Origin of the sequence: Streptomyces sp. NBC_01224, from assembly GCF_036002945.1 — a bacterium.
Lineage (GTDB): Bacteria > Actinomycetota > Actinomycetes > Streptomycetales > Streptomycetaceae > Streptomyces.
On the sequence record NZ_CP108529.1, the window covers coordinates 3,967,190 to 3,985,738 of the forward strand.

21 protein-coding genes and 2 pseudogenes are annotated in these 18,549 nt (G+C 70.4%); 14 read left to right on the top strand and 9 right to left on the bottom strand.

From position 1 onward, the window contains the following. Nucleotides 1-16: 16 nt before the first annotated feature. The 3 genes and pseudogenes from OG609_RS17295 to OG609_RS46200 form a co-directional block, all read left to right on the top strand. The gene (locus OG609_RS17295) at nucleotides 17-685 is read left to right on the top strand and encodes a HEAT repeat domain-containing protein (RefSeq protein WP_327273637.1); all 669 of its coding nucleotides are present in this window, start codon (nucleotides 17-19) and stop codon (nucleotides 683-685) included. A gap of 6 nt (nucleotides 686-691) precedes the next feature. Beyond that, on the top strand, nucleotides 692-1,696 hold the full coding sequence (locus OG609_RS17300; RefSeq protein ID WP_327273638.1) for a HEAT repeat domain-containing protein: 1,005 nt from the start codon (nucleotides 692-694) through the stop codon (nucleotides 1,694-1,696). Between the two features lie 138 nt (nucleotides 1,697-1,834). Beyond that, a pseudogene (locus OG609_RS46200) lies at nucleotides 1,835-2,017 on the top strand (transcriptional regulator); the annotation flags it as partial. Here the strand turns inward: OG609_RS46200 and OG609_RS17310 are convergent. Further along, complete coding sequence (locus tag OG609_RS17310) at nucleotides 1,939-2,553, bottom strand: recombinase family protein (RefSeq protein WP_442817973.1); 615 nt, start codon at nucleotides 2,551-2,553, stop codon at nucleotides 1,939-1,941. The pseudogene OG609_RS46200 and the gene OG609_RS17310 overlap by 79 nt on opposite strands. Before the next feature lie 123 nt (nucleotides 2,554-2,676). On the opposite strand from OG609_RS17310, the gene OG609_RS17315 reads away from it, so the two are divergent. From OG609_RS17315 to OG609_RS17330, 4 genes are all read left to right on the top strand, one after another. Next, on the top strand, nucleotides 2,677-3,195 hold the full coding sequence (locus tag OG609_RS17315; RefSeq protein WP_327273639.1) for a hypothetical protein: 519 nt from the start codon (nucleotides 2,677-2,679) through the stop codon (nucleotides 3,193-3,195). A gap of 89 nt (nucleotides 3,196-3,284) precedes the next feature. Then, complete coding sequence (locus OG609_RS17320; protein WP_327273640.1) at nucleotides 3,285-4,130, top strand: DUF4097 family beta strand repeat-containing protein; 846 nt, start codon at nucleotides 3,285-3,287, stop codon at nucleotides 4,128-4,130. A 63-nt stretch (nucleotides 4,131-4,193) separates the two neighbouring features. Next, nucleotides 4,194-5,195: an ATP-binding cassette domain-containing protein gene (locus tag OG609_RS17325; RefSeq protein WP_385650955.1), complete on the top strand. Its 1,002-nt coding sequence runs from the start codon at nucleotides 4,194-4,196 to the stop codon at nucleotides 5,193-5,195. After that, the gene (locus OG609_RS17330; RefSeq protein WP_327273642.1) at nucleotides 5,192-5,983 is read left to right on the top strand and encodes an ABC transporter permease; all 792 of its coding nucleotides are present in this window, start codon (nucleotides 5,192-5,194) and stop codon (nucleotides 5,981-5,983) included. Before OG609_RS17325 ends, OG609_RS17330 begins: the two co-directional genes overlap by 4 nt. On the opposite strand, the gene OG609_RS17335 is transcribed toward OG609_RS17330, so the two are convergent. Continuing rightward, complete coding sequence (locus OG609_RS17335) at nucleotides 5,964-6,248, bottom strand: hypothetical protein (RefSeq protein ID WP_327273643.1); 285 nt, start codon at nucleotides 6,246-6,248, stop codon at nucleotides 5,964-5,966. The two genes, OG609_RS17330 and OG609_RS17335, sit on opposite strands and share 20 nt — an antisense overlap. Nucleotides 6,249-6,426: 178 nt before the next feature. Between OG609_RS17335 and OG609_RS17340 the strand changes: the two genes are divergently transcribed. Next, complete coding sequence (locus OG609_RS17340) at nucleotides 6,427-7,041, top strand: flavin reductase family protein (RefSeq protein ID WP_327278088.1); 615 nt, start codon at nucleotides 6,427-6,429, stop codon at nucleotides 7,039-7,041. A 247-nt stretch (nucleotides 7,042-7,288) separates the two neighbouring features. On the opposite strand, the gene OG609_RS17345 is transcribed toward OG609_RS17340, so the two are convergent. Continuing rightward, nucleotides 7,289-8,620, bottom strand: coding sequence for an MFS transporter (locus OG609_RS17345; protein WP_385650958.1), 1,332 nt, complete (start codon nucleotides 8,618-8,620; stop codon nucleotides 7,289-7,291). Nucleotides 8,621-8,808: 188 nt separating this feature from the next. Here OG609_RS17345 and OG609_RS17350 point away from each other — a divergent pair, with 188 nt between their 5' ends. Then, nucleotides 8,809-9,138 carry a hypothetical protein gene (locus OG609_RS17350; protein WP_327273645.1) on the top strand — a complete coding sequence of 110 codons (330 nt, stop codon included), beginning with the start codon at nucleotides 8,809-8,811 and terminating at the stop codon, nucleotides 9,136-9,138. Here the strand turns inward: OG609_RS17350 and OG609_RS17355 are convergent. Together OG609_RS17355 and OG609_RS17360 are read right to left on the bottom strand one after the other, a co-directional pair. After that, nucleotides 9,095-9,541 (bottom strand): ribosomal maturation YjgA family protein, encoded by a 447-nt coding sequence (locus OG609_RS17355; RefSeq protein WP_327273646.1) that lies wholly within the window; start codon nucleotides 9,539-9,541, stop codon nucleotides 9,095-9,097. The two genes, OG609_RS17350 and OG609_RS17355, sit on opposite strands and share 44 nt — an antisense overlap. Beyond that, nucleotides 9,538-10,779, bottom strand: a complete 1,242-nt coding sequence (locus OG609_RS17360; RefSeq protein WP_327273647.1) for an MFS transporter — start codon at nucleotides 10,777-10,779, stop codon at nucleotides 9,538-9,540. Before OG609_RS17360 ends, OG609_RS17355 begins: the two co-directional genes overlap by 4 nt. Nucleotides 10,780-10,921: 142 nt before the next feature. Between OG609_RS17360 and OG609_RS17365 the strand changes: the two genes are divergently transcribed. From OG609_RS17365 to OG609_RS17380, 4 genes and pseudogenes are all read left to right on the top strand, one after another. Next, the gene (locus tag OG609_RS17365) at nucleotides 10,922-11,905 is read left to right on the top strand and encodes a GlxA family transcriptional regulator (RefSeq protein WP_327273648.1); all 984 of its coding nucleotides are present in this window, start codon (nucleotides 10,922-10,924) and stop codon (nucleotides 11,903-11,905) included. A gap of 275 nt (nucleotides 11,906-12,180) precedes the next feature. Further along, entirely contained in the window at nucleotides 12,181-12,432 is a 252-nt protein-coding gene (locus tag OG609_RS17370) for a DUF6400 family protein (protein WP_327273649.1), read from the top strand. Then, nucleotides 12,416-12,661 carry a hypothetical protein gene (locus tag OG609_RS17375; RefSeq protein ID WP_327273650.1) on the top strand — a complete coding sequence of 82 codons (246 nt, stop codon included), beginning with the start codon at nucleotides 12,416-12,418 and terminating at the stop codon, nucleotides 12,659-12,661. The genes OG609_RS17370 and OG609_RS17375 overlap by 17 nt, the downstream gene beginning before the upstream one ends. A gap of 144 nt (nucleotides 12,662-12,805) precedes the next feature. Then, nucleotides 12,806-12,988 (top strand): annotated as a pseudogene (locus OG609_RS17380) (IS630 family transposase); the annotation flags it as partial. 106 nt (nucleotides 12,989-13,094) lie between these two features. On the opposite strand, the gene OG609_RS17385 reads toward OG609_RS17380, so the two are convergent. Next, nucleotides 13,095-14,096, bottom strand: a complete 1,002-nt coding sequence (locus OG609_RS17385) for an alpha/beta fold hydrolase (RefSeq protein ID WP_327273652.1) — start codon at nucleotides 14,094-14,096, stop codon at nucleotides 13,095-13,097. Between the two features lie 212 nt (nucleotides 14,097-14,308). On the opposite strand from OG609_RS17385, the gene OG609_RS17390 reads away from it, so the two are divergent. Continuing rightward, nucleotides 14,309-15,070: a helix-turn-helix domain-containing protein gene (locus OG609_RS17390; protein WP_327273653.1), complete on the top strand. Its 762-nt coding sequence runs from the start codon at nucleotides 14,309-14,311 to the stop codon at nucleotides 15,068-15,070. 228 nt (nucleotides 15,071-15,298) lie between these two features. On the opposite strand, the gene OG609_RS17395 is transcribed toward OG609_RS17390, so the two are convergent. From OG609_RS17395 to OG609_RS17405, 3 genes are all read right to left on the bottom strand, one after another. Continuing rightward, nucleotides 15,299-16,348: a Zn-dependent alcohol dehydrogenase gene (locus tag OG609_RS17395; protein ID WP_327273654.1), complete on the bottom strand. Its 1,050-nt coding sequence runs from the start codon at nucleotides 16,346-16,348 to the stop codon at nucleotides 15,299-15,301. Then, entirely contained in the window at nucleotides 16,345-17,499 is a 1,155-nt protein-coding gene (locus tag OG609_RS17400) for an acyl-CoA dehydrogenase family protein (protein WP_327273655.1), read from the bottom strand. Before OG609_RS17400 ends, OG609_RS17395 begins: the two co-directional genes overlap by 4 nt. An 82-nt stretch (nucleotides 17,500-17,581) precedes the next feature. Beyond that, nucleotides 17,582-18,496, bottom strand: a complete 915-nt coding sequence (locus tag OG609_RS17405; RefSeq protein WP_327273656.1) for an SDR family oxidoreductase — start codon at nucleotides 18,494-18,496, stop codon at nucleotides 17,582-17,584. Nucleotides 18,497-18,549: the final 53 nt, after the last annotated feature.

Sequence of the window (18,549 nt, forward strand, 5' to 3'; positions counted from 1 at the left end):
CAGGGAGGTGGTCCCGATGACCATGCCGAAACAGGACACGCATACGATTCGAGCTCTCCAGGGGCTGGAGGACAGCCACTCGTCAGTGCGGCTGCGGGCAGCGTTAGCGGTCGGTACGACCCCTGACCCGCGGTTCGTCGACAAGCTCATCGAACGATGCGCGATCGAACCCGAGTTCTACGTGCGCGAAATGCTTACGTGGGCACTCACCCGCCACTCAGCATCAATGACGGTCCCAGAGCTTCTCGATGAAGTCCGCTCGGAGCGTGCGCAGGCACGAAGCCAGGCGTTGCACACGCTGTCCAAGATCGGGGATCGGCAAGCGTGGCCGGCGATCACACGGGCGCTTCTGTCCGACGCCGACGATGAGGTGGCGCGCAGCGCTTGGCGGGCAGCGGTCGTGCTCGTGCCCGAAGGTGAAGAGCCCGAGTTGGCCGCAGCGTTGTCGACACAGCTCGGACGCGGCGAACGTGAGACGCAGCTGAGCCTCAGCCGGGCGCTGATCGCGCTCGGTGAGGTGATTCTGCCAACTCTGCGCGCTGCGATGACGGATCGCGACCCTCGCGTGCGGGCGCACGCGATCGCCACGGAACGGCTGTTGCGCGACCCGGATGCCGGATTCGAGTTCACGATCGAGGAGGCGAAGCGCGTCGTAGCCCTCGGCAGGGCCGGCCAGGAGGGGTGATAGGCAGTGTTGATCGGTGATGTGGCACGACGGTCCGGGGTCAGCGCCCGCATGCTCAGGCATTACGACTCGCTCGGCCTGGTGCGGCCAACGGGTCGTACCGACGCCGGCTATCGAGAGTACTCCAGCGAGGACATCCGACGGATCTTCCATATCGAGAGCCTGCGGTCATTGGGGCTGTCGCTGCGCGAAGTCGGTCGCGCGCTCGATGATCAAGACTTCACGCCCTCAGAGCTCGTCGACGACCTCATCCGCCAGACGCGAGAACGCATTGCAGGTGAGACGGAGCTGCTCACGCGACTCCGTCGGATCGGTGCCGCGGAACCCGCCGGCTGGGAGGACGTCCTCCAGATCGTTGCACTCCTCCAGGCGTTGGGGTCAAAGAGCGCTGGGACGCGCCAGCGCGCGGCCTTGTCCTCGATCGAAGAGGTTCCGATGCCAGTGGAAGCACTGGTCGAGGCAGCGCTGAGCGAGACGGACCCGAACGTCGCCGGAGCCCTTCGATGGGCTTTGGCGCAATCGGGCGATGGCGGATTGGCGCTGCTGGCGGAGGGCCTCGGCTCATCAGTGGCCGAGGTGCGGAAACGTGCCGTCCAGTCCATCGCCGAGATTCCGGACGGTGAGGCGACCGCACTGCTGCAGGACGCCCTCACGAACCCCGACATCGTGGTCCGCAGGTATGCAGCTCTGGCGCTCGGGGCACGTGGAGTGGCCGACGCGGTCCCGACGCTCATCGATATGGTCGTCGAGGAGACGAATGACGTCGGTGCAGCCGATGCACTGAGCGCGCTGGCGAGTCGTCCCGCGTTGGCGGATCAGATCGCTACCGGGCTCGTTGATTGCCTCGCCCACGGCACCGTTGAATCGTCTGCACGTCGACGGCTGGCACAGGCGCTCGCGGATATCCCGGGAATCACAGCGTCACGTGCCCTCGCAGATCTGTCACATGACGAAGACCGTGCCGTTGCGCTTACTGCGGCATACATTCTCGGGATACGCAACGCACGATAGCGGATCTTTCCTGGGGTGCTGTGTGCGCGGGGCCCAGTTGTCGCCGGCCACCGCCGACAGGGCCACGGCATCGCCGAGGACCTCCTCCTCGTCGGCTGCGGGCACCCCACTGCGAAGACGTCCTCCACGGTTGCGGCAGTGGACGGGGCCGAGGCTGACGCCACAACGGTCGGTGAGCGCCTCGACGGTCAGCAGGCCGCGCCCGAGTTCGGTGTGGCGATCGGGTACGGGGAGGACCAGGTCTACAAGGTCGAGGCCGGGAAACGGATTCCGCGCCGGGAGCATCTGGACGGAGCGGACGAGGTGCTGGGGGCGGGTGGGTAGATCGCCGCCATGGACATGACGCCCATGCGGTTGGGGGCGCAGATGTCGTTCAGCGGGCCGGTGAGGAGTTCGAGCCGGATGCCGGCGACCGGGAGGTCGACAGAGAGCATCATCAACTCGGCGGCGTTGCGGGCCAGGCGCTTGAGCTCGTGGGCGGCGAAGATGACCGGGGTGTCGGGCGCGGCCTCCTTGAACTGGCGGGCGAGCGTGAGCGCGGCCGCCGGTTCGGGCCGCACCTTGATCCGGGTGCTGATCTGCTCCTGGTAGATCTTGTGGCAGTCCGCTCCCCGGAGGGCGTCGAGCCGGCTTGCCGGCCCCTGGCGGGCGGTCGACGTACGGGAGTACCCGATGCGGGTCGGCTTCGCACTGCGCTGCGCGGGCACTGCGATGGGCTCCGGGCCCTGCTTCCGCAGCCTTGTACTGGTGCAGCCATTAACGCTCGTACTTGATCTTGAACAGCGAGAGGGCGCCCGCTCGGCTCCGCGCGACACCACTCGACACCACCTCGCGACAACTTGGCGCCATAACCTCATTCACTCCTCGCGCGCCGCTGACCTGCGACGACAGGCCAATTCGCCGCCATGGACCCCAACCCCGCGCCACGCAACGCACCTTCAGCCTTGCCAATGGCGCCACAATGGTGCCACTATTGCGTCATGGACCTCACGCCGTATGTCGAAACACTCCGCAGGGAACTGGCGGTGGCCGCCGAAGCCGGGGGCGACGAAGCCCGCGAGCTCGCCGAGCGGCTGACCGCGCCGCTGGAGTCGGCCACCCGCCTGACCCTGCTCAATGTGCTGTCCGCCGCCATGGACGAGATCACCCGTGAACTCGCCCCCGGCTCGGTCGACGTACGACTGCGTGGCCTCGACCCCGACTTCGTGGTGGTGCTGCCGCAGCACGAGGACCGGACCGAACCGCTCGACACACCGGCGCCCGCACCGGCCCCGGTCCCCGCCGACACGGACGAGGGCGGCACCGCCCGCGTCAATCTGCGCCTGCCCACCCACCTCAAGACCCGCGCCGAGGAGGCCGCGAGCCGCGAGGGCCTGTCGGTCAACGCATGGCTCGTACGCGTCGTGTCGGCCGCGGTCGACACGGGCGGCGCCGCCACCCCCCGTACCCCCGGGAAGACCAGGATCATCGGCCAGAGCTTCACGGGCTGGGTGCATTAACCAGCCCCTCGGAACGACTTCACCCACACCACGTCCCACCAGCGGGGACGCCACGAACACCCAAGAGGACCCAAGAGGACGGGACAGCCATGCCTTCTTTCGACACGCCCCAGCCGATCTCGGTCAACGCCCACGTGGACGCGGGATCCATCCAGTTCGCCGCGACCGGCCGCGCCGACACCGTCGTGGACGTAGCCCCCCGCGACCCGAAGAAGGACCAGGACGTGCGGGCCGCCGAGCAGACCGAAGTCACATACGCGAGCGGCGTCCTGACCGTCAGGACGCCCAAGCAGCGCTATCTCCTCGGGCGCACCGGCACCGTCGACGTGACGGTCGAACTGCCCACGGGCTCGCGCATCGACATGACCGGCGCCTGGGCCCAGGTACTCGGCGAGGGCCGGCTCGGCGAGGTCCGGGTGAAGACCTCGTCCGGTGACGTCCGCCTCGACACGACCGGGCCTCTCCAGCTGACCGCCTCCCACGGCTCGATCACCGTCGACCGGATCGAGGGCATGGCCGAGATCACCACCAGCTCCGGCAGCCTGCGCGTCGGCACCGTCGACGGCCCCGCTGTCCTGAAGAACTCGCACGGCACCACGACCGTCGGCACCGCGACCGGCGACCTGCGGGTGAGCGGCGCCAACGGCGACATCAACATCGAGCGCGCCGAGGGCTCGGTCGCCGCCACCACCGCTCACGGCACCCTGCGCGTCGCCGAAGTCACCTGCGGCACAGTCCAGTTGGAGACCTCCTACGGCGCCATCGAGGTCGGCGTCCGCGAGGGCACTGCTGCCTGGCTCGACGTCAGCTCGCGCTCCGGCCAGGTGCGCAACACGCTCACCGCGTCCGAGACCCCGGAGAAGACCGAGGACACCGTCGAGGTCCGCGCCCGCACCCGGCACGGCAACATCGACGTCCGCCGCGCCCGGGGCTGAGCACCGGCCCCGCAAACTCGCTCACTCACCCCAGTCACTTCACCCTTCGATCGGGAGAGCCCCATGCCTTCATCTGTCATGCCCACGTCCAGTCGGGGTGACGGTCCGCAGTCGCCCGCCGCCGTCTCCGTCGTCGGTCTGCGCAAGTCGTACGGCGACAAGACCGTGCTCGACGGCATCGATCTGCGCATCCCGGCCGGGTCCGTGTTCGCGCTGCTCGGCCCGAACGGCGCCGGCAAGACCACCGCCGTCAAAATCCTCTCCACCCTGATCACCGCCGACGCCGGCGACCTGCACGTCGGCGGCCACGACCTGGCCGCCGACCCGCAGGCGGTCCGGGCCGCGATCGGCGTCACCGGGCAGTTCTCCGCCGTCGACGGGCTGATCACCGGCGAGGAGAACATGCTCCTCATGGCGGACCTGCACCACCTCTCCAAGCGCGAGGGACGGCGGGTCGCCGCCGAGCTGCTGGAGCGCTTCGACCTGGTCGAGGCCGCGAAGAAGCCCGCCTCCACCTACTCCGGCGGCATGAAGCGCCGCCTCGACATCGCCATGACGCTGGTCGGCAACCCGCGGATCATCTTCCTCGACGAGCCGACCACCGGCCTCGACCCGCGCAGCCGCCACAACATGTGGGGGATCATCCGCGAGCTGGTCTCCGGCGGCGTCACCGTCTTCCTCACCACCCAGTACCTGGATGAGGCCGACGAGCTCGCCGACCGCATCGCGGTGCTGAACGACGGCAAGATCGCCGCCGAGGGGAGCGCCGAGGAGCTGAAGCGGCTCATCCCCGGCGGACACGTCCGGCTCCGCTTCTGTGACCCGGGCGCGTACCAGTCCGCCGCCTCCGCACTGCGCGAGGCCTCCCGGGACGACGAGGCGCTCGCGCTGCAGATCCCCAGCGACGGCAGCCAGCGCGAGCTGCGCTCCATCCTTGACTGGCTGGACTCGGCCGGCATCGAGGCGGACGAGCTGACCGTGCACACCCCTGACCTCGACGACGTGTTCTTCGCCCTGACCGGCTCCACCAACGTGCCCAACCAGCCCAAGGAGACTGTCCGATGAGCGCCCTCGCCCTCGCCGTACGCGACTCGAACACGATGCTGCGCCGCAACCTCCTGCACGCACGCCGCTACCCGTCCATGACCCTGAACCTGCTGCTCACGCCGATCATGATGCTGTTGCTCTTCGTCTACATCTTCGGAGATGTGATGAGCGCGGGCATCGGCGGCGGCGGCGCGGACCGCTCCGACTACATCGCCTATATCGTCCCGGGCCTCCTGCTGATGACCATCGGCAGCACCACGATCGGCACCGCGGTATCCGTCTCCAACGACATGACCGAGGGCATCATCGCCCGCTTCCGCACGATGGCGATCCACCGCGGCTCCGTGATCATCGGACATGTCATCGGCAGCGTGCTGCAGTCAATCATCAGCGTGGTCCTCGTCGGCGCCGTCGGCGTGGCCATCGGCTTCCGGTCCACGGATGCCGGCGTCCTGGAGTGGCTGGCGGCGTTCGGGCTGCTCGTGCTCTTCGCCATGGCGCTCACCTGGGTCGCGGTCGGCATGGGCCTGATCAGCCCGAACGCCGAGGCCGCCAGCAACAACGCGATGCCGATGATCCTGCTGCCGCTCCTCTCCAGCGCCTTCGTCCCGGTCGACGCGATGCCGGGCTGGTTCCAGCCGATCGCCGAGTACCAGCCGTTCACGCCCGCCATCGAGACCCTGCGCGGGCTGCTGCTCGGCAGCGAGATCGGCAACAACGGATGGCTCGCCATCGCCTGGTGCCTGGGCCTCGCGGTGCTCGGATACTTCTGGTCGACCTCGAAGTTCAACCGCGACCCGAAGTAACGCGGGCCACCTCCCGCAGCCCGTCCCACCCCAGGGCGGCGTACTCCGACACCGCGTCGGAGCACGCCGCCCTGTCGGCGTCCTCGGCCGCCCGCCGGGCTCCGAGTCGGTTATGGGCACGGCGCTCGGCCTGCACTTTCTCCCGGTCCGCGACGTCCAGGAAGAAGTACCGCTCCAGCTCCGCACGGAACGGCGTGGTCTCCCGCGCATGTTCCGGCGAGTTGCTCGAAGAACTCGCCCGCCAGGCCACCTGCTGATCACGCACCAGCCGACCCGCCAGGCCGGCACGTCACGAACTCAATCGCTCCCGAGGTCGTTGGCGCACGATCCGGCACGGATACTCCTCAACCCCGGCTCCCCCCTTCGCACACGGAACCCTTGCCCCACCCTTTCTATCTGACGTTCCGTCAGCTTCAATGGAAGGCGTGATGGGACACGCAGGCATGGCCGCCACCGCCGTCCGGTACCTCAGGTCCGTCGGCGCCGCCACCACCGCAGCGCCGCCGCCGGTCGATCCGCTGCCGCGCCCGGATCTGCGGGCCGTCGCCGACGGCGAGCGGCTGCCGGTCGACCCGGCCGACTTCCGCCACGTACTGGGGCACTTCGCGAGCGGGGTCACCATCGTCACCGCACACGACCCGGACGACGCGGAGGGGCCGGCGGGCTTCGCCTGCCAGTCGTTCGCGTCGCTCTCCCTCGACCCGCCGCTGGTCACCTTCATGGTCGCCCGTACGTCGACGACCTGGCCGCACATTGCCCGCGCCGGGGCCTTCTGCGTCAACATCCTGGGCGCGGACCAGGGAGCGCTGTGCCGGAGCTTCGCGGTGAGCGGGGCCGAAAAGTTCGCGGGGGTGGCGTACGAGGCGGCTCCCGCGACCGGGTCGCCGCTGCTGGACTCCGTACCGGCCTGGATCGACTGCCGCATCCAGGCCGTCCACACCGGGGGCGACCATCTGATCGTGGTGGGCAGGGTGGAGGCGCTGGGGGCAGCGGACGGGGACGGTCCGCTGCTGTTCCACCGGGGGGTGTTCGGGCGGTTCGGGCCGCTCGGCGGTTGAACGTTCACCGCGCCCCCGGCCCGGACCGGCGGATGAACGTTCACCGCGGCCCACGCACCGGCATGGCCACCAGCAGGAGCGGCCACCTCCCCTGGTCCGACGTCCAGGAGATACAGGTCGGGCGGGCAGGGTTCACATCATGGGGACCGGCGAATCCGGCCGCTGGTGCAGCGTCGCCGTCAGCGACATCGCGAACTTCCCTGTCTTCCTGACGGTCGCCGAGAACCTCTCCGCCTGACCGGAACCGTCAGCCGAGTCCCGCGGCGGCGCCCGACGGCTCCCGGACCCGCCGGATCACCAGCGCCATCAGGGCCGCCATCGCGCACAGCGCCCCCGACGCGTACCAGACCATGTCGTACGAGCCGAACACATCGCGCGCCACACCGCCCAGGAACGCCACCAGCGCCGCGCCCACCTGGTGGGAGGCGAGGACCCAGCCGAAGACGATGGCGCTGTCCTCGCCGTACTGCTCACGGCACAGGGCCAGCGTCGGCGGGACGGTGGCGACCCAGTCCAGACCGTAGAAGACGATGAAGAACACCATCGGCGGATGCACCGTCGGCGCCATCAGCATCGGCAGGAAGAGCAGTGAGACGCCGCGCAGCGCGTAGTAGACGGCGAGGAGCCGGCGGGCGTCGAAGCGGTCGGTGAGCCAGCCGGAGAAGACCGTGCCGATGATGTCGAAGACCCCGATGACGGCGAGCAGCGAGGCCGCGGCGGTGATGGGCATGCCGTGGTCGTGGGCCGACGGCACGAAGTGCGTACGGATCAGGCCGTTGGTCGAGGCCCCGCAGATCGCGAACGTACCGGCCAGCAGCCAGAACGGCCCGGTGCGGGCGGCGTCGAACAGGACGCGTACGGTGCGCCTCGCCGCCCCGTGTGCGGGTGCGGGCTTCTTCACGTAGGTGCCGCCGTACGGGGCGAGGCCCACATCCGCCGGGTGGTCGCGCATCAGGAGCCAGACGAACGGAACGACGACCAGGGCGGCGAGGGCCACGGTCACCGAGGCCGGGCGCCAGCCGTGCTCCTCGACGATCCAGGCGCACAGCGGCAGGAAGACCAGCTGTCCGGAGGCGCCCGCCGCGGTGAGGATGCCGGTGACCAGACCGCGCCGGGCGACGAACCAGCGGTTGGTGACCGTTGCCGAGAAGGCCAACGCCATCGACCCGGTGCCGAGGCCGACGAGCAGCCCCCAATAGATCATCAACTGCCAGGAGGCCGTCATCCAGACGCTGGCCAGTGCCCCGGCCGCCACCGTGGAAAGGGCCACGACGACGACCCGGCGGATACCGAAGCGGTCCATCAGCGCGGCCGCGAACGGTGCGGTGAGCCCGTACAGCGCCATGTCGATGGAGACGGCGAGTCCGATCTCCCCGCGCGACCAGCCGAATTCCGTGTGGAGCGGGTCGATGAGGAGGCCGGGCAGGGAGTTGAAGGCGGCGCCGCCGATGATCGTCACGAAGGTGACGACGGCGACGATCCAGGCGCGGTGAATGCGCCGGCGGGAGCGCCCGTCGGGGGCTGCGGAGGTGGCCTGCCGGTCGTCGTCCCGGGCGGCGCTTTCGGTTGTCTGGGTCACGTCACTCAGCATCGGGTCATGGCGTACGCCCTCACGAGTGGCCGGAGGGACATGCTTCGCAGGAATCGGGCCATGACGACCGACGCCTTCCGGCCCGGACGGGCTCGTATGCGCGTACGATCACCTGTCGGTCGGCGGGCGGTGCGTCCGCCCCTTGGACTTCGTCGCGTACCGAACCGGGGGATCTCATGCAGTGGGCGGCACGCCAACAGTTCCACCACCGCTCCGCGCTGATGCAGGCCTGGGGCGCCGTGCTTCTGATCGTCGCCTGCGCCCTGTGGATCTGGCTGGGCTTCCTGCTGGTGGAACAGCAGGACGCGTACTGCTACCGGGTCACGACGGAGTGCGAGATGATCACCGAGTGGCCGAAGCAGCTGGCCATTCTGGGGATCTCCGCGCCCTTGTCCGTGTGCGGTGCGGCGCTGCTCGTCGGTGGCAGTGTGCGCAGGCAGACCAGCGCCCATGTCCTCCAGGTCATCGAGATGCAGAGGTCCGAGGAGCGCTCCCGGAGCAAGTAGCCAGGGCCGCCACGGCCCAGGCGCACCCCGCCCCCACCGCGTACCAGAACAGGTCGGGTGCGTTGAAGGCCGAGCCGAGCACCAGCCGCGCCACCGCGCTGTGCCGGGAGAGTTCCGCGGGCACCCCGGTCAGTTGCAGCAGCTCGACCGCCCAGCTGAACGCGAGCGCCGTCCCTGCCGTGACGGCCGGCCGCGCACGCGGGGCGATCACAGTGGCCAGGGCGCAGATCAGCACGGTGTAGAGCGCGTCCCCGGCGTACTTGGCGACGGCACCGTCCGCGAACGCCCTGACCCCGAGCCCCGCTGCGACGGTCAGCGCCGCGGCCCCGGCCGCGACCGCGCGTGCCCGCAGAGCCGTCCGCGCCGCCCGGGGCACGACGGTGTCCGACCCTCCCGCGGTCATCCGATCCGCTCCAGCCGCCGGATCGGCCGGGCCACCAGCAGTACCGCCACCACCATCAGGTTGATCACCGCTCCGGCCAGCAGCACCTCCGGCGCGCCCAGCCGGTCCGCGACCGGTCCCGCCAGCGCCCGGCCCGCCGCCAGCATCAGCAGGGAGCCCGCCACGTCGTACGCGTGCAGGCGGTTCAGCGCCTCCGGCGGGACATGGGTCTGCACCGTCGTCGACCACATCACCAGCCAGAACGCGAACGCCGCACCCGCCACGAACTGCCCCGCCCCGAGCGCGGCCACCGGCAGCCCGAGGCCCAGCACCACCAGGTTCACGCAGACCGCGGTCAGCGCGACGGCCCCCGCCGCGAGCGGGCGGCGCGGCCTCAGGCGCAGGGCGAGCAGCCCGCCGACGACGCTGCCCGCGCCGTTCACCGCCATCATCACGCCATACGTCCCCGAGCCGTGCGCCTCGGTGACCTCGACCGCGGTGAGCGGCAGCATCGGGCCGAGCACCGTGAAGCCGTAGACCGTCCAGATCGCGATCACCCCCCACAGCCAGCTGCGGGCCCGGAACTCCCGCCATCCATCGACCAGTTCGGCGACGAAGGTGCCACGCTGCACGGCGTCCGACGGGGCCGGGGCGAGCCGCAGCAGGAAGAGGCAGAGGCCGGAGACCAGGAACGTCGACGCGTTCGCCGCGTACACCGCCCCGGCGCTGGCCAGTCCGACGAGCATGCCCGCGAAGGCCGGGCCCGCCATGGTCATCAGCGCCTCGGAGACCCGGAGCACCGCATTGGCGCGCTGCACGTCCGAGGACACCCGGGGCACGGTCGACGCGACGCCCGGCTGGAAGAGTGCGGCGCCCACACCGGCCACCGCGCTGAGCGCGTACACCGCCCACAGCGGCGGGTTGCCGGTGGCGAAGGAGACCGCCAGCACCGAGGCCCCGACCAGCCGCAGCACATCCGCGATGATCATCATCCGGCGCGGGGTGAACCGGTCCGCCAGTACGCCGCCGAAGAGCACGAAGAGTGCCAGCGGCCCCATCCAGGCCGCCAGCGCGAACCCCACCGACGAGTGCGGCCGGCCCGCCCCCAGCAGGCCCGCGGTGAGCGCCACCGGAATCATTCCGTCACCGAAGAGCGCGGCGGTACGGGCGACGAAGAAGAGCCGGAAGTTACGGTTCCAGAGCTCGGCCGGCCGTCCACCCCCCAGGCCGTCACCCAATCCGTCGCCCAGCGGCCCCATGCTCGACGAACAAGGCAAAAGGGGCGGCGTGCCCTCGCGGTCCGCGGCGGGAATGCGCACGCGCTCTGCTGACTTTTCCTTCACAGCAGTGACATCTATCAGCTTAAGGTCTATACCAGCTAGGGGTGAAGGGAGTCCGCCAATGCCGCACCGGATCGTCGTCCTGGCCCTCGACGGGCTGCTCCCCTTCGAACTGGGCATCCCCCAAAGGATTTTCGGCCTTTCGCGCGGCTCCGAGCCGCGCAACAAGGGCCGCAAACTCTATGAAGTCGTGACCTGTTCCGTGCGCCCGCCGGGCCCGGTCCGCACCGACGCGGATTTCACGATCACCGTCGAGCGCGGCCCCGAGACCCTGGCCACCGCCGACACCGTCGTGATCCCCGCCAGTTACGAACTCGGCCCCGTCTACACGGAGGGCAGGCTCACCGACGAGCTCGCCGCCGCGTTCGCGCACATCAGGCCGGGCACCCGCATGGTCTCCATCTGCACGGGCAGCTATGTACTGGCCGCCGCCGGATATCTCGACGGGCGCCCCGCCACCACCCACTGGTCGTCCGCCGACCACTTCCAGCAGCTCTTCCCCGAGGTCCGGGTCGACCCCGACGTCCTGTTCATCGACGACGGAGACGTCCTCACCTCCGCCGGGGTCGCCGCCGGAATCGACCTCTGCCTGCACATCGTGCGCCGCGACCACGGCACCGCCGTCGCCAATGACGTCGCCCGCCGCACGGTGGTGCCCCCGCACCGGGACGGCGGGCAGGCGCAGTACATCCAACGCCCCGTGCCCGAAGCGCAGTTCACGACCACCACCTCCGCGCGCACCTGGGCACTCGGCCGGCTGGAGCACCCGATCCTGCTGCGCGACATGGCGCAGCAGGAGTCGATGAGCGTACGGACGTTCACCCGTCGGTTCCGGGAGGAGGTCGGGGTCAGCCCCGTGCAGTGGCTGACCCGGCAGCGGGTCGAACGGGCCCGGCAGCTGCTGGAGTCGACGGACCTGTCGATCGACCAGGTGGCGAGGGACGCGGGCTTCGGGACGCCCACATCGCTGCGGCAGCATCTACAGGCGGCGCTGGGGGTGTCCCCCACGGTGTACCGGCGCACATTCCGCGCGGGGAGGGCCTGACCGGGCGCTCCAGCCGTTACCCCTCCGCGTCACTCGGATCACCTCGCCCGACGCCCCGGACAACCACATGAAGTACGTCACAGTGCCGCCCGTGGAACGCGTCCGCCGTCGGGGCCCTGACGCCGGCAACAACCCACCCCCGCCGACCGATCCGGGGGTTCCTCGCCCCTGGGCCGGGGGCCGCTCCTCCTCGGGGCGACTTAGGTCACCCTTCCCCGTCGCCGCTTCCGCCTGATAGGCATGTGGAGTTCCACCGGCACTTCGGAAGTTTCGCCATGAAAAAGGGAAATCCAGACATTCTCATACCCTTCACGATCGATCTGACGTTCGAGGAAGCGCGGCGCCGGGCCGAGGTCGTGACCGCACTCGGGCCCGACTGGGACCCGATCGCCGCCCTCCAGGGCGAGGACGAGGCGTACGCGCTCCTCTACTCGGGCCTGGACGCCGAACAGCAGCGCACCTACGACCTGCTGGTGGCGACCGGCGTCCTGCCGGGAAGGGGGCCGGGCCGTGCGACTGCCCATTGATCCGCAGGCGGACGTGGCCCGCCGCGCCTGGATGCCCTGCCCCGTCTGCGACGACGCCCGTCATTGCGAGAACTGCGCCGACCTCCGTACCTGCCGTGAGCACTGGCGCTATCTGATATCCAACAACGGAGCGGTCGTTCACCTCCAGTGCCCGCAGTGCACCCACATGTGGTCCGTGAACACGCGTCCCGACGTCGCCCCGCGCGACAGCAGCGCCTTCGGCGACTGACCGACGGCAACGCGGCCGGGCGCGGTGCCGGGGCACGCAGCCCCGGCACGATACGGACAGGAGGGCCTGACGGAGGGCCCGGGATTCGCCGGTCCGGGAGGACGCCGGCCCCACAAGACCTTCGCAGGGCCTAGAACACCAGCCCCCGCGCGCCACCCGGCCGAGGGCTTGTGGGCACATCTGAAGAACAGCCTGGGCAACCTCGCCCCGTGCAGCCTCGATGAACTTGCCGCACTGGCCCGCACCCGCCTCAAACGCATGCAGTACCAGCCCGGCCTGCTCGACGGCTTCATCGCCGAGACCGGACTCATCCTGGCCCGTCCATGACGTCACCCCGAACCGAAAACCTCAGTAGCGGCACGAGAGGGCGTTGCCGTTTGATGTCGGGCTGCGCCAGGCGTGGCGGCTGGGGTGGATGATTGGTGGTGCCGGGTCAGCGTGGCGCGGTTTCGAGGGCGAAGCCATGCAGGAGGGCTCCGGTGGTGTCGGGGTCCTCGAGCATGGGTGTGTGGCCGACACCGTCGAGGCTCTCGATCCGGGCGTGGGGGACTCGGCGGTAGTCCTGGGCGGAGGACGGCTGCCATCGCCGGTCCTGGGAGCCGAAGATCACCAGGGTGGGCAGACCGAGGCCGGCGAGCCGGTCGGGGATGGGCCGTTCCTTCACGTACGCGGAGGACGCCTCGTCGGTCGCGGTGAGGCTGCGGTAGGTCATGCCCCGGATGTCGGCGATGAACTGGTCGGGGATCCGCACCTTGCGGGTGAACGCGGTGCTCAGCGCGTCGCGGATCACGCTGTCGGTGCGCAGCCGCCAGAGCAGCTCCCCTACCACCGGCGTGGTCAGCAGGCGGCCGGCGAAGTTGTCGCCGAGGAACGCGTCCAGCCGCGGGCCGGTGTCGATCAGCGCGATCGCCGCCACCAGGTCTCGGCGCTGCTCGGCCAGCGATGTGGCGACGGCGCCGCCGGTCGAATGCCCGACGACGGTCGCGCGGCGCACCCCGAGCTTGTCGAGTACGGCACCGACCCGGCGCGCCTGCTCCGCCATGCCGTAACCGTCGACCGGTTTGGCTGATCTGCCGTGGCCGAGCAGGTCCACCCGCACCACGTGCAGGTCCCGCAGTGCCGGCAGCACTGGATCCCACCATGGCGTCGAGCCGGCCAGGCCGTGCAGGAGCACCACCGTGGGTGCGCCGGGCGGCCCATCCTGCGCGACATGGATGTCCCCGCCGGGAAGGCGCACGATCTGCTCGCCGGAGGCTTCGGCTGTCCGCGTGAGCACTGACACCGTGTTCCACGCGAGCAGGACAGCCAGCACGCCGACGGCCAGCAGCGTGATCCACCGCCGCCGGCTCCACGCCCGCCGCCCGCGCGGGGCGCTCGGCGCCGCAGCCGCGCGGCTGCGGGTGCGTTGGTCTTGCGGGGTGGTCGTCTCGTCCATGGCTCCTCCGTCGCTCGGTTCGTGGCGCCATCACCCTCCCGCCGGCCAACGCGACGCGTCTTGGGGAAATGTCCGCGCCTCACGCGTGGTTGATCCCGCCGCCGAGCCGCTCGTACAGTCGAGGAATGCGACCAGTTCGCCGGACGGCAGACCCCACCGCTACCTGGGAGATCGAGCGACCGTCGCGGGCGACCGCGCTCCCTGGGGTCGACGTGGCCGGATTCCGCATTCACGGCGACAGCCCCATCGAACTACGAGCCATCCCCCACCCAGCCGTCACCGTGGCCGTCGAGTTCGGTGACCGCCTGTTCGACATCAACAGCGCGGCCGGCCCAATGCGGTCGGAGAGCCTGGCCGCCGGGCTCGCCTTCAGCGCGTTCCAGGTGCGCGCCGAGGGCGTCGAGTGTGTGCAGATACGCCTGTCTCCGCTTGCAGCGCACCCCGTGCTCGGGCTCCCGCTCGCGGAGTTGCGCGGGAGCGTCATCGCACTCGACGACCTGTGGGGCCGCGACACGCCGCGCCTGCGGGAGCGGCTTCACCATGCGCGAACCTGGCCGGAACGCTTCGCGCTGATCGACACGGAACTGTTCACCCGGCTCCATGCAGGCAGGGTGGTCGATCCCGAGGTGGCCTGGGCCTGGCGCCAGATCGTCGCCAGCCATGGCCGAGCCCGCGTGAGCGACCTCGCAGCCCGGACCGGGTGGAGCCGCCAACGCATGTGGTCACGCTTTGGCTCGCAGATCGGCCTGACACCCAAACGCGCCGCCATGCTGGTCCGCTTCGATCAGGCCATCCACCGCCTTGTCCGCGGGCACACCCCCGCGCGGGTGGCGGCGGACTGTGGCTATGCCGACCAGTCCCACCTCCACCACGACGTCCGCGCGTTCACCGGGACAACCCCCACCGCCGCCGCGAACGAGCCATGGCTGGCCGCCGACGACACAGCCTGGCCGGCGCATGGCGGCGCGGCCTGAAGCCCTCGCGCAGCGCGAGCGAGATCCCGAAAGGGGTGGCCAGTTCGACTCAGGGATCCGCCGGCGCAACGTTCACGAGCGCGCGGGTCGCCTCCGCCGTCATCAGCATCTGTCGCCTGCTCACCGACCCAGTATCGGTTCCCCCGCGGCCCATGGCGAACCCGCCTTCGTGGCGGCCTGCTCGAACCCCGGAGCGTCGGCCGCGCCCCTGACTGCAAGGCATTGGCACTAGAAGACGAGCACCCCCCGTGCCACCCGGCCATGGTGCGCGTCGTCCGCCGCCTTGGCGAAGTCCTCCACCGCATAGGTCTCGGTGACGAGTTCGTCCAGGAGCAGCCCGCCCTCCCGGTACAGGTCCGCGTAGAGCGCGATGTCCCGCTGCGGGCGCGAGGAGCCGTACCGGCAGCCCAGAATCGACTTGTCCAGGTACATCGACGAGACGAGGAACGACGCCTCCGCCGTCGCCGCGGGGACGCCCAGCAGGATCGCCTGGCCGTGCCGGTCCAGCAGATCGATCGCGGTACGGATCAGTTCTGTCCGGCCCACGCACTCGAAGGCGTGGTCCGCGCCACTGGGCAGGATTTCCCGTACGCCCTTCGCCGATGTCAGGAAGTGCGTCGCGCCGAACTGTCGCGCCACCGCCTCCTTCGCCGGGTTGGCGTCGACGGCGACGATCGTCAGTGCCCCCGCGATCCGGGCGCCCTGGATCACATTGAGTCCGATACCGCCCGTGCCGATCACCACGACGGTGTCGCCCCGGTCGACCTTCGCCCGGTTGAGTACGGCTCCGACTCCCGTCAGTACCCCGCAGCCGATCAGGGCCGCCGAGGTGAGCGGCAGATCGGCGGGGATCTTCACCGCCTGCACGGCCTTGACCAGGGTCCGTTCGGCGAAGGCCGAGTTGGACGCGAACTGGTAGAGCGGTTTCCCGCGCCGCGAGAACGGCTGTCCCGGCATGCCGATCGCCTTGCGGCACATCGTCGGCCGGCCCCGGTCGCACTGGGCGCATGCCCCGCAGTTGGCCAGCGTGGACAGCGACACATGGTCGCCGGGCGCGACATGGCCGACGCCCGCACCGACGGCCTCCACCACGCCCGCACCCTCGTGCCCGAGCACCACCGGCGCCGGGAACGGAATCGTTCCGTCGATCACCGACAGATCGCTGTGGCACAGCCCGGCCGCGGCCACCGCCACCAGTACCTCACCGGGGCCCGGATCGCGTATCTCCAGATCATCGACGACCTCGGTCCGCTTGCCGTCGAAGACGACGCCTCTCATCTCGGCTCCCTCGGTAGGCCGAGCACCCGCTCGGCGATGATGTTCCGCTGGATCTCGTCCGAGCCGCCGTAGATGGTGTCGGACCGGGTGAACAGGAACAGACGCTGTGCCTCGTCGAGTTCGTACGGTGTCTGCGCCGACCAGTCGTCCGGGCCGACGGCACCCGCCGCGCCCCTGATCTCCACGGCCAGCTCGCCGAGGCGCTTGTGCCAGCCGCCCCAGAGCAGTTTCGCCACGCTGGGTGCGCCGGGGCCGCCCGTGGAGCCCAGGGTGCGCAGGGCGTTCCAGCGCATGGTCTGCAGCTCCGCCCACTGCCTCACGAGGCGCTCGCGCAGTACCGGGTCAGTGACGGCGCCGCCGTCGACTGCGGCGCGGACCACCCGGTCGAGTTCGGCGGCGAACCCGATCTGCTGGACGAGTGTGGAGACGCCGCGCTCCAGGGCCAGCAGCCCCATGGCGACCGCCCAGCCGTTGCCCTCGCCGCCGACACACTCCTGTGCGTGCGCCCCGTCGAAGAAGACCTCGTTGAACTCACTGGCACCCGACATCTGGCGGATCGGCCGCACCTCGATCCTGCCCGGCTGATCCATCGGCACCAGCAGGAACGACAGGCCGTGATGGCGGCTGGAGCCGGGCTCCGTACGGGCCAGGACGAAGCACCAGTCGGCGTCCCTCGCGAGCGACGTCCAGATCTTCTGCCCGGTGACGCGGTGGCCGCCGCGGCCCTTGTCGGGTACGGCGGCCGTCCGCACCCCGGCGAGGTCCGATCCGGCGCCCGGCTCGCTGTATCCCTGGCACCACAGCTCGTCGCCGCGCGCCACGGCGGGCAGGAAGCGCTGTTTCTGCGCCTGCGTGCCATAGGCGATCAGGGTCGGGGCGAGGAGGTTCTCGCCGATGTGGCCGACCCGGGCGGGGGCGCTGACGCGGGCGTACTCCTCGGCCCAGACGACCTGCTGGGTGAGGCTTGCGTGCCGGTTGCCGTGGCCGGCGCCGTGGTTGTCCCAGCCGAGGCCGATCCAGCCGGCCCGGCCCAGCTCCTGCTCCCAGGCGCGGCCGCCCTCGGTGGCGCAGGGCTGCGTGAGGTGGGCATCCAGCCAGGACCGGGCCTCCTGGCGGAAGGCGTCGTCCGCCGCGTCGAATGCGAAGTCCACGTCCACTCCTTGGGATCGGGCGGAAGATCCAGCCCCTCCGGCGATCGAGGAGCGGGGTCCGGGGCGGAGCCACGGGGGGAGGTCAAGCGTTCGGCCGCGCCTTCGCCGCCGCCGCAATCGCCATCTCCTCCAACTGCGCCAGCATCGGCATCGGGTCCGTGCCCACCGTCCCCGGCAGGAAGTCCGCGATCCGTTCCGGGGTCCAGGCCCCCTCCGCGTACCCCGCCCGCAGCTCCCTCGGCTGGGCCCAGACCGCGATCTTCGGTCCTGCGATCGTGTACACCTGACCGGTGATCTTCTCCTTGCGGGCCCGTTCGCTGAGCAGGTAGACGACGAGCGCCGCCACATCCTCCGGCTCGCCGATCTCCTTGAGTTCCATGGGCACATTGGCGGACATCCGGGTGCGGGCGACCGGGGCGACGGCGTTCGCCGTGACGCCGTACTTGTGCAGGCCGAGCGCCGCGCTCCGTACCAGCGAGATGATCCCGCCCTTGGCGGCGCTGTAGTTGGCCTGGGCGACGCTGCCCTGATGGTTGCCGCTGGTGAAACCGATCAGCGTGCCACCGTTCTCCTGCTTCCGCATCACCGCCGACGCGGCCCGGAAGACGGTGAAGGTGCCCTTGAGGTGGGTGGCGACCACCGGGTCCCACTCCTCCTCGGACATGTTGAACAGCATCCGTTCCCGCAGGATCCCGGCCACGCACACGACCCCGTCGATGCGCCCGTACTGCGCGAGCGCCGTGTCCACGATCCGCTGCCCGCCGGCCATCGTGGAGATGTCGTCGGCGACGGCCACCGCCTCGCCGCCCGCCGCCTCGATCTCCTTGACGACGGACTCGGCTACCTCGCTGCTCGGCTCGCCGCCCTCGATGGAGACGCCGTAGTCGTTGACGACGACTCTCGCCCCCTCGGCCGCCGCCGCGAGTGCGACCGCCCTCCCGATGCCGCGCCCGGCACCCGTCACGGCGACCACTTTGCCTGCCAAGAAGTTCCCCATGTCCGGCCCCTTCCCACGGTTTCTGACGGACCGTTAGATTTTATGGGTCATCG